The following is a 12,155-nucleotide window of genomic DNA, read 5'->3' as shown; positions in this document are numbered from 1 at the left end:
AATGCGGGCTCCACGCAAGGCGCGGCACCCAAGCACACCACAAGCTGCGTCCATCCGGTTTCAAACCACAGAGGGGAAAACACATGAAAAAACTAGGCATCGGCATTGCCGCAGCCGTGGCCGTGCTGGCCGCAGGCGGCGCCACCACAGGCTACCTGGTAGGCAACAACATCGAGCAAGGTTTTGCGACCGCCGCCAAGGAGTGGAGCAAGCCGCCGCTGCTGGTGCAGGTGCAGGACTACCAGAAGGGCATTTTCTCGTCGACCGCGCAAACGCTGTGGACGGTGGACACCGGTGAAGAAAAGCTGCAGTTCACCGCCCAGCACGCCATCAGCCACGGCCCGCTGCCCATTGCACACCTGGCAGAAATCGTCTCCACCTTTGCGATCAACCCCGATGCACCGCCCGAGTGGGTGGTGGCCTTCAAGGACAAGGCGCCGCTGGTCTGGAAGAGCAAGGTGGGCTGGTCCAAGAGCACCCAGAACGAGGTGACTTCGCCAGCGTTCAATGGCGAATTTGGCGCGGACAAGCTCGCCTTTGGCGGCTTCAAGTCGGACTTCGAGATGTCTTCCGATTTCAGCCGCATCAAGGGCGATGCATCGATGCCCAGCCTGCTGGTGCAAAGCAAGCCCGGTGAAGAAGACGACGGCCAGGCCTCCGAGATGCTGATGAGTGGCAACACCATGCGCTTTGACATGCACCAGCCCACGGGCCAGGAGTTCATGGTGGGCAGCATCGAGTGGGCGCTTGCCAGCCTCAAGGTCAGCCCCAAAAACGGTGACAGCCCCGCTGAGCTCGCCGACCTGAAAATGGTGGCCGACACCCAGTTGCAAGGCGAAGTGGTCAACACCACGATCAACGCGTCGATCAAATCCTTTGTGCAAAAGGACCACAAGATCGACGACATGGTGATGGACCTGGGCCTGCACAACCTCGATGCCGGCTGGCTGAACCAGTTCACCAAGGAGTCGCAGAAGATCCAGAGCGATCCGCAGGCCATGCAGATGCTGCTGATGCAGGGCATGCAGCAGCTGCTGGCACGCAAGCCCGAGCTGGAAGTCAAGCGCATCAGCTGGCGCACGGCCGAAGGCAAGGCCGAGGTGGCAGCATCGCTGGCCTACCAGGGTGATGCCGGCAAGCCGCTCAATCCCATGACCGACTTCAAGGCGCTGCTGCGCCTGGACATGCCCAAGCCCGTGCTGCAGTCGCTCTACGCCAGCAAAGTGCGCGAAGCCTATCTGCTGGAGAACGAAGGCGCGGACGACATCGATGCCAAGCAGATCGACAGCGCCGTGCAGCAGGATGTGGATGCGCGCCTGGCGGGCCTCGTGCAAGCGGGCCTGTTGGTGGACAACAAGGACCGTGTGGCCAGCGAGCTGCAATGGACTGACGGCAAGCTGCAAGCCAATGGCAAGCCGCTGGACCAGAACGGCATGATGGGTCTGCTGTCCGCGATGCCCTAAGTTGCAAGAGCCTGCGTGGCCAGTCTACGGGCCACGGACAAAAAACAAGCCCGTCATCTTCACGATGGCGGGCTTTTCTGTTGCCGCTTGAGCGACCTGGTGACCAGGCCGCAGCGCCGTATTACTCGACGAATTCTTCGTCGCCGGTCAGGCTTTGCTGGCGCAGTTCATCGTCCTGGCGCAGGTAGGACTTGATCAGGTCAAAGAAGCTGTCGTAGAAGGTGGCCGAGCTCACCGTCTCGCTGCCTACCTTGACCATGGAATCATTGCCGGCAGAAAACGGCAGCGACAGTGAACCCAGCGCGCCCACACCAACACTGGCCGAGTTGCTGCTCTTCTTGAGGTTGTAGGTGTCCTTGAGTGCAGAGACAAAGCCCAGGGTCACCTTGCCGTCCTTGCTGTCGGCAGCGCAGACGACGCGGATGGTGATGATCTGGTGGTTGTCCGTCGCTGGCTGGAAGCTCTTTTGGCCTTCGACCTCTTTGCCCTTGGAGACATTGATCAGATAGCCCTGGCTCAGCAGCGCGCGGCGTGCGGCCTCGCAAGCGCGCTCCGGCGGCGCATCAAACAGGCGTGAATAGGTGGCAGACGATCCAAAGGTCTCATGGGCCACAACGTTGTAGCGGTGGCTGTCGGCCTCGCGGTCCAGGCTGCCGCAACCCGATACAGACAGCGCCAAGGCTGCCACCAAGGACCAACCCGCCCATGAGCAATGCGGTGCGCAGCGGGTGGATGCAGCCAGTAAAAATAGATCTGAATGCTTGCCCAACATGAACGAAACGAACTCCCGAAACAACATGATGACCTGGATGACAGAGATGCAGGCCCAGCCGCACCACTGTAATGGATATGGCCGGCGCAGCATGTCAGCCAACGCCTGTATAGCACGCCCGGCGCGTGGGGCAAAGAGGCATGCTACCAGCCGCATTCCCCAGCACCAGCAGCGCTGCACTGGTTTACCAAATTTTGCATATTATGCGCGGCATTTACCCAGGATGGAAAAGCACAACGCGCTATGCTTTTAAAAGCACATTCAACCTCCCTGCCCAACCCCCATGTCCATGCCAGACCCTGCCCGCCCAACCGACTCCCCAGGCCCGCAGCGCCGCCTTTTGCTGCAGGCTGGCAGCGGCCTTTTGCTGCTGCCCTGGCTGCACGGCGCGCAGGCGGCGGCCACCGACGGCTGGCCTGCTGACGCGCGCGTCCCCGGTGGCGTAGCGCGCCTGTCGCTGGGCCCGGCGGCCGAGCGGCCCCAGGCCTTTGCAGGCGATATCCCGCTGCTGGTGCTGGGCGACGCCATCGAATGGACGGCGCTGGTCGGCATACCGCTGTCGGCCCCCACCGGCGCCGCAGAGATCCGGCTGCAAACGGCCAGTGGCCCACGCAGCATCGCCTACACGGTGCGCGACAAGAAATACAGCGAGCAGCGCCTCAAGGTCGCCCCCAAGACGGTCGATCTGTCTGCCGCCGACAATGCCCGCTATGAACGCGAACGTGACCACCAACAAACGGTGATGGCCACTTTCAGCACACCGCTGCCCGCGCAGATGCAGCTGCCCGTGCCGGTGCCCGGCCGGCGCTCGAGCTCCTTCGGGCTGCGCCGCGTCTTCAATGGCCAGTCACGCAATCCGCACAGCGGCATGGACATCGCAGCCCCCACCGGCACGCCGGTCAAGGCACCGGCCGATGGCAAGATCATCGATGTGGGTGACTACTTCTTCAACGGCCACACCATCTGGATGGACCATGGTGGCGGCTTTCTGACGATGTACTGCCACCTGAGCGCGACCCAGGTGACGGTAGGCCAGAGCGTGCGCGCTGGCGAAGTGATCGGCAAGGTCGGCGCCACCGGACGGGTCACGGGCCCGCATCTGCATTGGGGCGTGATGCTCAACCGCAGCATGGTTGACCCTGCCCTCTTCCTCAGCGCCTGATAGCGCGCCTGTGGTTATCCCAGATATCTGTGGGTCAGCATGTGGACAAGGCTCTGGACAAGATGGCAAGCCTTTGACTTACTTCAATAATTTTCATGCGCCTAAGTTTTAGGCAAACGCTGCTGCGGCAGCGCCCATGGAGCGGGCTGCCAAGCGCCAAGCTTGGCCTACACCAGCGCCGGCCGGCAGCCCCTAGGATGGCAAGCTGAGATCGTAAAAACGTTCTAGGTTTGCTTTCACCCACCGCAGCGCGCGCCTGTGCGCTGCCTCGAACAAGGAAAAAATTCATATGCAACGTTGGAAACTGATGAGCCTCAGCGCAGCCGCTGCGATGGCCCTGGCCGCCTGCAGCAGCACCCCATCGTCCACCCCTGCGGCACCTGCCACAGGCAGCACCGCACCCGCCATGAACGTATCTGCCACCGACAAGACCTTGCAGGCCTACCACTGGGATCTGGAACGCGCCGAAGACCAGTCCGGCCGTCCGCTGCCCGCCTTCACCGCACTGGCCCCCAAGAAGGTGCTGCGCCTGGGCTTCAGCGGCGATGCCAAGACGGCACACCGCGTGAGCATCGGCAACCTCTGCAATGTCATGGGCGCGGGCTACCAGCTCGATGGCGACAAGATCAGCATCAGCAACCCGATTGGCACGATGATGGCGTGTGAGCCCCCACTGATGCAGCTCGAGCAGGCGGTGAGCGCACAGATCACGCGCGCCGAGAGCCTGCGCATCACGCAGGACAACAACGCCCCGCGCCTGACCTTGCAGTTCAACGATGGCAGCCGCTGGCTGCTGAAGTCGGTGCCCACCAACGCCACCAAGTACGGCAGCGCCGGGGAGACCATGTTCTATGAAGTGGCCCCCCAGACCAAGCCTTGCAGCCACGGCGTGGCCAAGGGCGTGCAATGCCTGCAGGTGCGTGAGCTGCGCTATGACAGCAACGGCCGCAAGACCGTGGCCGGCGACTGGCAGCATTTCTACGGCAATATCGAAGGCTACCAGCACGAGCCCGGCTACAGCAATGTGCTGCGCGTGAAGCGTTACACCATTGCCAATCCGCCAGCGGACGCATCGCGCTACGCCTATGTGCTGGACCTGACGGTCGAGACCGCCAAGGCCCCTTGATGGTGCAGGCGGGTGCTGCTGACAGCGCCCGCTTACTCCGCTGAGATGGAGGTCTGGCCAGCTCGCAGCTACTGCAAGTTAGAGGCCTCAAGCTCAATCCAAACCACCAACCCCCAGTCGCCCCACAGCGGTGACTGGGGGTTTGGTTTTTGCAGCCCACATTGGCGCAATGCGCGCATCGCAGCGCCGTCGCACCCATGCCCCGCTTTTGGGCATGCCCTGCTTGCCGCATGGATAAGCCCAACTCTTATATAAGAGTTGGGCAGGCATGGCAGAATGGCGCCACAAACACCTACAACCATTTTGCGGTTGCAGCAGCTGCACCAGCGCAGGCTGCGCCCCACCCCATGCCAGCGACCACCCACTCCGCCCCTCCGCCGCTGCTGCGCGACCAGCAAAGCGGCTTTCTCGTTTTTCTGATCGCGCGCGTCTTTGCCGTGGGTGCCACCCAGATCCAGGCCGTGGTCGTCGCCTGGCAGGTCTATGACTTGACGCGCAACCCCATGGCGCTGGCCTTTGTGGGCCTGGCCCAGTTCATCCCGATGCTCTTGCTGCTCTTGCCTGCGGGTGAGCTGATCGACCGGCTGCCACGCAAGAAGGTGCTGGCCACCAGCTGGGCGCTGGGCAGTGTCTGCAGCGCGCTGCTGCTGTGGCTGTCGGGCCATGGCCATGCCGGGGTCGCAGGCATCTATGCGGTGCTGGTGCTGTATGGCGCCACGCGCGCCTTCTCGGGCCCATCGCTGCAAAGCCTGCTGCCGCAGCTGGTGCCGATGGCGCTGCTGCCCAAGGCCATTGCCACCAACAGCGTGGTGATGCGCTGCTCGGCCATTGGCGCTCCCATGCTGGGCGGCTTTTTGTACGCCGCTGGCGGGGCCGTGTGGACCTATGCGGTCTGCATGCTGGCCTTTGCGATTGGCACCGCGCTGCTGCTGCGCGTGAAGGTGCTGTATGCGGCGCCCAAGGCCGCTGCCGAGCCGGGCGCCGCGCGTGACACGATTTGGCAGCGCTTTGGCGCCGGCATCCGCTTTATCTTTGGCCGCCCCATGGTGCTGGGCACCATCTCGCTCGATCTGTTTGCCGTGCTGCTGGGCGGCGTGGTGGCGCTGCTGCCCATCTATGCCCACGAAGTACTGCACACCGGGCCCGAAGGCCTGGGCCTGCTGCGCAGCGCCATGGCGATGGGCGAAGTTTGTGCCGGCCTCTACCTCAGCAGCCGCCCCTTTGGCACCCAGGTGGGCCGGCGCATGATGCTGGCCGTGGCCGTGTTTGGCATCGCCAACCTGGTGTTCTCGCTGTCGCACTGGCTGTGGCTGTCCTGCCTGGCGCTGGCCGTCGCCGGCGCGGCCGACATGGTCAGCGTCTATGTGCGCGGCTCGCTGCTGCAATTTGCCACGCCCGACAACATGCGCGGCCGCGTCAATGCCGTCAACATGCTGTTCATCGGCTCATCCAATGAGCTGGGCGAGTTCCGCGCCGGCAGCAGCGCCGCCTTGCTGGGCGCCGTGCCCGCTGCGGTGGCGGGCGGCCTGTGCTCACTGGCCGTGGTGGCCTTGTGGACGCGGCTCTTTCCCAGCCTGTGGAAGGTGAACCGCTTCGAAGATGCGCAGCACCAGTCTGCGGGCCGCTAAGAGCCGCCAACACAACCCTTGATACGTCGTTGCCAAGCCTTGTCGTACGCCTGTACTGCCTGCGGCTTGGCGCCTAGTCTCAACCGCAAACCTTCGGTTCGCTGGGTCGTGTTACCGGCTCTAAGACCAAACCTCAACGCTCCCTCAGAGCGCATCGACTGGCAGCTTGAGAAAACGCCGGCCCTGCCCATCGGCATCGGGCAGGCGCCCGGCGCGGATATTGACCTGCACCGAGGGCAGCATCAGCTGCGGCATCGCCAGCGTTGCATCGCGCGCCTCGCGCATCACAACAAACGCGGCCTCGTCCACCCCCTCGTGCACATGGATATTGTGCGCACGCTGCTCGGCCACCGTGCTGCACCAGGCGGCAGCGCGGCCGGCTGGCGGGTAATCGTGACAGACATAGAGCAGCGTCTCTGGCGGGTGCGCCAGCAGCCGGCCAATCGAGCGGTAGAGCGCATGGGCATCGCCGCCAGGGAAATCACAGCGCGCTGTGCCCACATCGGGCATGAACAAGGTGTCGCCGACAAAAATGGCGGCCACCATGCCTGCCGCAGCACCGCCCTCTTCCACCGCATAGGCCAGGTCCGCCGGCGTGTGGCCGGGGACACCCAGCGCGCGGATGCGGGTGGCGCCCAGCGCCAGCACATCGCCATCGCGCAGCAGGCAGTCAAAGTCCGCGCCCTGCGGCGCAATGCAGCCCTCCATGCCGTAGATGCCGCCAAAGACTTTTTGTACCTGGGTGATGCGCTGGCCAATCACCACCGGCGCAGCAATACGCACCGCGCCAACGGGCATCTGCGTGCGCAGCCACTGGGCGGCAGACAGGTGGTCTGCATGGGCATGGGTCTCCAGCACCCAGCGCAGCGTCAGCTGCTCGGCATCCAGGTAATCAGCGATGCGCTGGGCTGATGCGGTACTGGTGCGGCCGCTCTTGGCATCAAAGTCCCAGACCGGGTCGATGACGGCCGCCTCGCGGCTCGCCACATCGTGCAGCACATAGCTGACGGTGCCGGTCACCTCGTCAAAAAATGCCTGAACGCCAAAAGAAGGGGCAGAGCGCATGGTCAAAACACATTCACACAAAACAATATATCTTTTAATATAATAAAAATCCTCCTTTTCGGCAAGCCTGCTGCGTCCAAGCCTTCTTCCCATGTCTGTAAAAACCAAGGCCTCCCCTTCGCCCGAAGCCATGCGCAAGGCAGCGCACCATGCCGTCTCTGCCCTCAAGCTGCTGGGCAATGAGGACCGTTTGCTGCTGCTCTGCCTCCTGAGCCAAGGCGAATGCTGCGTCAGCGATATGGAGGCGCAGCTGGGCATTGCGCAGCCCACCTTGTCGCAGCAGCTCGCCGTGTTGCGGCGCGAAAACGCGGTCAGCACCCGGCGCGAGGGCAAGAACATCTTCTACCAGGTGGCCGATGCGCGCCTGCTGGCGCTGTTGCAGACGCTCTACGCCCAGTACTGCCCGGCAGCCTGAAACCCCACCGCATCGCTCACGCCAAGAAAGTCGCCCATGTCACTCGATCTGTCTGCCTTTACGCCGCTGGCCGCCCTCGCAGGCGGTGCCTTGATCGGTCTGGCCGCCGTGCTGCTGGTGCTGTTCAATGGCCGCATTGCGGGCATCAGCGGCATCGTGGCCGCACTGCTGCCGCCGCGCCCACAACCCGGCGCCTGGCGGCTGGCCTTTGTGGCTGGCCTGCTGGCGGCCCCTTGGCTCTACCAGCTTTTTGCGCCTTTGCCAGCGGCCAGCAGCCCTGCAGCCTGGCCGCTGTTGGTGCTGGCCGGCCTGCTCGTGGGCATAGGCACGCGCCTGGGCTCGGGCTGCACCAGTGGCCATGGCGTCTGCGGGCTCTCGCGCCTGTCGCTGCGCTCCCTGGTGGCCACCTTGGTTTTTATGGCCAGCGGTTTTGCGACCGTGTTTGTGCTGCGCCACGTGTTGTAAGGAGAGAACGATGGCTATCCTGATCGCAGCCCTCGCTGGCCTGGTCTTTGGCCTGGGCCTGCTGGTGTCCGGCATGGCCGATCCGCAGAAGGTGCTGGGCTTTCTAGATCTGGCCGGTGCCTGGGACCCTTCGTTGGCCCTGGTGATGGGCGGCGCGATAGCGCTGGGTCTGCCCGGTTTTGCACTGGCCCGCCGGCGCAGCCGCAGCCTGCTGGGCGCGCCCATGCAGCTGCCTGCACGCCAGGCGGTCGATGCACCGCTGCTGATCGGCTCGGCGCTGTTTGGCATCGGCTGGGGCCTGGCCGGCTACTGCCCAGGCCCTGCGCTGGTGGGTACGGCAGCGGGCATTGGCTCGGCGGCGATCTTCAGCGCGGCCATGCTGGCGGGCATGCTGTTGTTCACGCTGTGGCCCAAGAGGTCTTGAGGCACGATCACTATAAAATCCATAGCTACGCACCCCAGCACCATCGTTTCACCAGCCCACCCACTCATGTCTTTCGCCATCGACCCTGCTGTTGCGCATACCCATGCGCAGGACTGCCCCCTGCCCCTGCTGTGGCGCGACGAGCACCTGGTGGCGATCTACAAGCCCGCCGGTTGGCTGGTGCACCGCACGGGTCTGGATGCGGGCGAGACCCGCTTTATCGTGCAGACCTTGCGCGACCAGATCGGCCAGCATGTGTTTCCGCTGCACCGGCTCGACAAAGGCACCTGCGGCGTGCTGCTGCTGGCGCTGCATGCCGAGGCCGCCAGCCGCACGCGCATGCAATTTGAAAACCACCAGCTGCACAAACGCTACCTGGCCCTGGTGCGCGGCTGGGCACCGCTGCAAGCGGATGTTGACCACGCGCTGCGCCCCGACGATGCCCCGCAAGACGCGCCCGCCCAGCCGGCCCAAACCCGCTTTGCGCGCCTGGCGACGCTGGAGCACGCCGAGGCCTACGACAATCGCTTTGCCGGCACGCGCCTGTCCTTGGTGCAGGCCGAGCCCCACACCGGGCGCCGCCACCAGATCCGCCGCCACCTCAAGCACATCGCCCACCCCATCATTGGCGACGCCACGCATGGCAAGGGCCCGCTGAACCGCTGGTGGGCCGAGCGCCTGGGCCTGCAGCGGCTGTGGCTGCATGCCTGGTCGCTGTCGCTGCAGCACCCCTATACGCAGGCCCCCTTGCATATTGAAAGTGGGCTGCAGTTCCCGTACACAGAACCCGCAGCGGGCATGTCCGTGCCGCAATCGCACCCCAGCCTGCAGCAATGGCAGGCGCTGCTGCGCAACCCGGCCTGGTCGCGGCAAGCCTAGCAGCTGCGCCAAGACCAAGGGTGCACATTGTTTTTCGGATGCGCGCACACTCGCCCCGTGAAAAATAAACAAACAACATCCTCTCCCGCCGCACCCTCCTCGGCAGCGCCTGCTGCAACGCTCAGCCCTGCCGTCTTGCTGCTGATGGCCACGGCCTGCGGCCTCTGCGCCGGCGCCAATTACTTCAACCAACCGCTGCTCAACTCCATCGCCCATGCGCTGCAGGTGAGCGATAGCACGGCCGGCATCCTGGTGACCTGCGCGCAGGTGTCGTATGCGATTGGCCTGCTGTTTCTGGTGCCGCTGGGCGATATGCTCGAGCGCCGCAAGCTGACCGTGGGCCTGATGCTGCTCGCTGCGATTGGCCTGCTGGTCAGCGGCTTTGCAGGCCTGATGCCCTCGCCGTTCACGGCCCTGGTGCTGGGCACCTTGGTGACGGGTCTGTTCTCGGTCGCCGCCCAGGTGCTGGTGCCGATGGCCGCCAGCCTGGCCCCGCGTGAGTCGAGCGGTCGCGCCGTCGGCCTGGTGATGAGCGGCCTGCTCACCGGCATTTTGCTCTCGCGCACCGTCGCCGGACTCCTGTCGGCCGTGGGCGGCTGGAGCCTGGTCTACAAGGCGGGCGGTATCGCGATGGTGCTGGTGGCGCTGGCGCTCTACCGGGTGCTGCCAAAAGTAGCGCACAGCGGCGCACGCCTGCCCTATGGCCAAGTGCTGGGCAGCATGGCCACCTTGATTCGCACGCAGCCCCGCCTGCGCACCCGCACCTTGCTGGGGGGCCTCGCCTTTGCATCGGTCAGCGTGCTGTTCTCGACGATGGCCCTGATGCTCGGCGGCCCCGAGCACGGGCTGAGTGACTCATCGATCGGCCTCATTGGCCTGTCGGGTGTGGCCGGCGCCTTGATGGCCAACGCCGCAGGCCGCCTGGTCGACAAGGGCCTGGAGCGCCCGACCACCGCCTTCTCGGTGCTGCTGCTGGTCGTCAACTGGGCGCTGCTGTGGTACAGCCAGCATTCGGTGTTCCTGTTCATCGTCGGCATGCTGGTGATCGAGCTGGCGCTGCAAGGCACCCACATCTGCAACCAGAACGTCATCTACCGCCTGGCACCCGAGGCGCGCTCGCGCATCAATGCCTGCTATATGACGGGCTACTTTATCGGCGCATCGGCTGGCTCGGCCATCGGTGCATGGGCCTGGCACCACGGCGGCTGGACGGGTGCCTGCATCGCCGGCACGGTGCTGGCACTGCTCAATGTCGCGGCCTTGCTGGCGGACCGCAGGCTGTCGCAGCCGGGCGCCGTGGCCTCTGCCACCCGCGCGGCATAAAGGGGCGGCCCGGAGCTTCCCGCCCGGAGCTTCCCACCAGGCACTGTCGCGCAGACACGCCGGGCAGACAGGAGGACAATGGTAGGCTTGCAGTTCCGGCATGGCGGTCAGTGGCCGCCTGCACCGACACGAGAGAGAAACCATGTACCTCGACCAAGACAACGCCCCCAACATCAACCAGCTCACCGCATTTCGCCGCGATCTGCACATGCATCCGGAGCTGAAGTACGAAGAAAACCGCACCGCCGACAAGATCGCGGCCTATCTGACGGCGCTGGGCATCCCCATGGTGCGGGGCCTGGGCACCACCGGCATTGTGGCCAGCATCTATGGCCAGGGGCGCGATGCGGCCAACCCCGGGCCTGCCATCGGTATCCGCGCCGATATGGATGCGCTGCCGGTGCAGGAGACCAACCAGTTTGGCCACATCAGCCAGTACCCGGGCCGCATGCATGCTTGCGGCCACGACGGCCACACGACGATGGTGATGGGTGCGGCCGAGCTGCTCGCTGGCCAGCGTGACTTCGATGGCACGGTGCACCTGATCTTTCAACCTGGTGAAGAAGGCGGCGCCGGCGCGCGCGCGATGATGCAGGACGGCCTGTTTACCCAGTTCCCCTGCCAGGCCGTGTTTGCATTGCACAACTGGCCCGCGCTGCCGCAAGGCCAGATGGGGGTGCGCGTGGGGCCCATCATGGCAGCTGCCCTGCGCTTTGAGATTGTGGTGCGCGGCCGGGGCGGCCATGCGGCACTGCCCCACACCACGGTGGACCCGATCCCGGTGGCCTGCTCCATCGTCGGCCAGCTGCAGACCCTGGTCTCGCGTGGCACCGATCCCTTGGATGCGGCGGTGCTGACCGTGGGCAAGATCGAGTCGGGCACGGTGGAGAACATCATCCCGGATGAGGCCCGCATCTACGGCACCTGCCGCAACCTGACGCTGGCCTCGCAGCAGTTCCTGATCGACGGCCTGCACCGGGTCTCCGGCCACATCGCCGAGGCGCATTTTGCCAGCGCCGAAGTGATCATCAAACCCGGCTACCCCAACACCACCAACCACCGCAAGGAGGCGCTCTTCATGGGCGAGGTGATGCGCGAGATGGTCGGCAACACCAACGCCCACACCGATGTGCTGCCGGCGATGACGGCCGAGGACTTTGGCTTCATGCTTGAAGAAGTACCCGGTGCCTATGGCTGGATCGGCAACGGCGCCGATGGCCAGCCCGGCGTTGGGCTGCACAACCCCGGCTATGATTTCAACGACAACAACATCGCCCTGGGCGCCACGTTCTGGGATCGCCTGGCACGCCGCTGGTTTGCGACCCAGGCGCAGCGCTAAGCGTTTATCACCGCAAGGGCTCGCACCACCGCAAGCCTTGCGGCCATGATCTGGAGTCCGTTTTGCAGCGTTCAGCACCCCTCTCGTCTCTCCC

Annotated in this window: 12 protein-coding genes; 10 read left to right on the top strand and 2 right to left on the bottom strand. The window is 64.8% G+C overall.

Annotation, left to right across the window (positions count from 1 at the left end; all coding sequences use genetic code 11):
* Nucleotides 1-83 precede the first annotated feature (83 nt).
* A complete protein-coding gene (locus H928_RS0115515) occupies nt 84-1,463 on the top strand; it encodes a YdgA family protein (protein ID WP_021027330.1) in 1,380 nt (459 codons plus the stop codon).
* Nucleotides 1,464-1,584: 121 nt separating this feature from the next.
* On the opposite strand, the gene H928_RS28150 is transcribed toward H928_RS0115515, so the two are convergent.
* Nucleotides 1,585-2,142 carry a DUF2242 domain-containing protein gene (locus tag H928_RS28150; protein ID WP_312986736.1) on the bottom strand — a complete coding sequence of 186 codons (558 nt, stop codon included), beginning with the start codon at nt 2,140-2,142 and terminating at the stop codon, nt 1,585-1,587.
* Between the two features lie 382 nt (nt 2,143-2,524).
* On the opposite strand from H928_RS28150, the gene H928_RS0115505 reads away from it, so the two are divergent.
* The 3 genes from H928_RS0115505 (at nt 2,525) to H928_RS0115495 (ending at nt 6,151) form a co-directional block, all read left to right on the top strand.
* Nucleotides 2,525-3,397 carry a M23 family metallopeptidase gene (locus H928_RS0115505; protein WP_027010997.1) on the top strand — a complete coding sequence of 291 codons (873 nt, stop codon included), beginning with the start codon at nt 2,525-2,527 and terminating at the stop codon, nt 3,395-3,397.
* A gap of 289 nt (nt 3,398-3,686) precedes the next feature.
* Nucleotides 3,687-4,523, top strand: coding sequence for an META and DUF4377 domain-containing protein (locus H928_RS0115500; protein WP_027010996.1), 837 nt, complete (start codon nt 3,687-3,689; stop codon nt 4,521-4,523).
* A 347-nt stretch (nt 4,524-4,870) separates the two neighbouring features.
* Nucleotides 4,871-6,151: an MFS transporter gene (locus H928_RS0115495; RefSeq protein WP_021027326.1), complete on the top strand. Its 1,281-nt coding sequence runs from the start codon at nt 4,871-4,873 to the stop codon at nt 6,149-6,151.
* A gap of 144 nt (nt 6,152-6,295) precedes the next feature.
* Here H928_RS0115495 and H928_RS0115490 read toward each other — a convergent pair whose 3' ends face one another.
* The gene (locus H928_RS0115490; protein ID WP_027010994.1) at nt 6,296-7,216 is read right to left on the bottom strand and encodes an MBL fold metallo-hydrolase; all 921 of its coding nucleotides are present in this window, start codon (nt 7,214-7,216) and stop codon (nt 6,296-6,298) included.
* Nucleotides 7,217-7,307: 91 nt separating this feature from the next.
* Between H928_RS0115490 and H928_RS0115485 the strand changes: the two genes are divergently transcribed.
* The 6 genes from H928_RS0115485 to H928_RS0115460 all read left to right on the top strand — a co-directional run bounded on the left by H928_RS0115485 (nt 7,308) and on the right by H928_RS0115460 (nt 12,061).
* On the top strand, nt 7,308-7,631 hold the full coding sequence (locus H928_RS0115485; protein WP_021027324.1) for a helix-turn-helix transcriptional regulator: 324 nt from the start codon (nt 7,308-7,310) through the stop codon (nt 7,629-7,631).
* Nucleotides 7,632-7,667: 36 nt separating this feature from the next.
* On the top strand, nt 7,668-8,096 hold the full coding sequence (locus H928_RS0115480) for a YeeE/YedE family protein (protein WP_027010992.1): 429 nt from the start codon (nt 7,668-7,670) through the stop codon (nt 8,094-8,096).
* 10 nt (nt 8,097-8,106) lie between these two features.
* Nucleotides 8,107-8,520: a DUF6691 family protein gene (locus H928_RS0115475; protein WP_021027323.1), complete on the top strand. Its 414-nt coding sequence runs from the start codon at nt 8,107-8,109 to the stop codon at nt 8,518-8,520.
* A 66-nt stretch (nt 8,521-8,586) separates the two neighbouring features.
* The gene (locus H928_RS0115470; protein WP_021027322.1) at nt 8,587-9,399 is read left to right on the top strand and encodes a pseudouridine synthase; all 813 of its coding nucleotides are present in this window, start codon (nt 8,587-8,589) and stop codon (nt 9,397-9,399) included.
* Between the two features lie 144 nt (nt 9,400-9,543).
* Entirely contained in the window at nt 9,544-10,722 is a 1,179-nt protein-coding gene (locus H928_RS28145; RefSeq protein WP_084635829.1) for an MFS transporter, read from the top strand.
* Between the two features lie 142 nt (nt 10,723-10,864).
* Nucleotides 10,865-12,061, top strand: coding sequence for a M20 aminoacylase family protein (locus H928_RS0115460; RefSeq protein WP_021027320.1), 1,197 nt, complete (start codon nt 10,865-10,867; stop codon nt 12,059-12,061).
* Nucleotides 12,062-12,155: the final 94 nt, after the last annotated feature.

Origin of the sequence: Comamonas sp. B-9, from assembly GCF_000410635.1 — a bacterium.
Lineage (GTDB): Bacteria > Pseudomonadota > Gammaproteobacteria > Burkholderiales > Burkholderiaceae_C > Comamonas.
Note: the sequence above shows the minus strand (reverse complement) of the source record. Positions and strands in the feature narration are given on the sequence as shown.

Coding starts and splice junctions, on each gene's coding strand:
- H928_RS0115500 (WP_027010996.1), top strand. CDS start 3,687: ATGCAACGTTGGAAACTGATGAGCCTCAGCGCAGCCGCTGCGATGGCC.
- H928_RS0115490 (WP_027010994.1), bottom strand. CDS start 7,216: ATGCGCTCTGCCCCTTCTTTTGGCGTTCAGGCATTTTTTGACGAGGTG.
- H928_RS0115505 (WP_027010997.1), top strand. CDS start 2,525: ATGCCAGACCCTGCCCGCCCAACCGACTCCCCAGGCCCGCAGCGCCGC.
- H928_RS0115515 (WP_021027330.1), top strand. CDS start 84: ATGAAAAAACTAGGCATCGGCATTGCCGCAGCCGTGGCCGTGCTGGCC.
- H928_RS0115475 (WP_021027323.1), top strand. CDS start 8,107: ATGGCTATCCTGATCGCAGCCCTCGCTGGCCTGGTCTTTGGCCTGGGC.
- H928_RS0115460 (WP_021027320.1), top strand. CDS start 10,865: ATGTACCTCGACCAAGACAACGCCCCCAACATCAACCAGCTCACCGCA.
- H928_RS0115495 (WP_021027326.1), top strand. CDS start 4,871: ATGCCAGCGACCACCCACTCCGCCCCTCCGCCGCTGCTGCGCGACCAG.
- H928_RS0115470 (WP_021027322.1), top strand. CDS start 8,587: ATGTCTTTCGCCATCGACCCTGCTGTTGCGCATACCCATGCGCAGGAC.
- H928_RS0115480 (WP_027010992.1), top strand. CDS start 7,668: ATGTCACTCGATCTGTCTGCCTTTACGCCGCTGGCCGCCCTCGCAGGC.
- H928_RS28145 (WP_084635829.1), top strand. CDS start 9,544: ATGGCCACGGCCTGCGGCCTCTGCGCCGGCGCCAATTACTTCAACCAA.
- H928_RS0115485 (WP_021027324.1), top strand. CDS start 7,308: ATGTCTGTAAAAACCAAGGCCTCCCCTTCGCCCGAAGCCATGCGCAAG.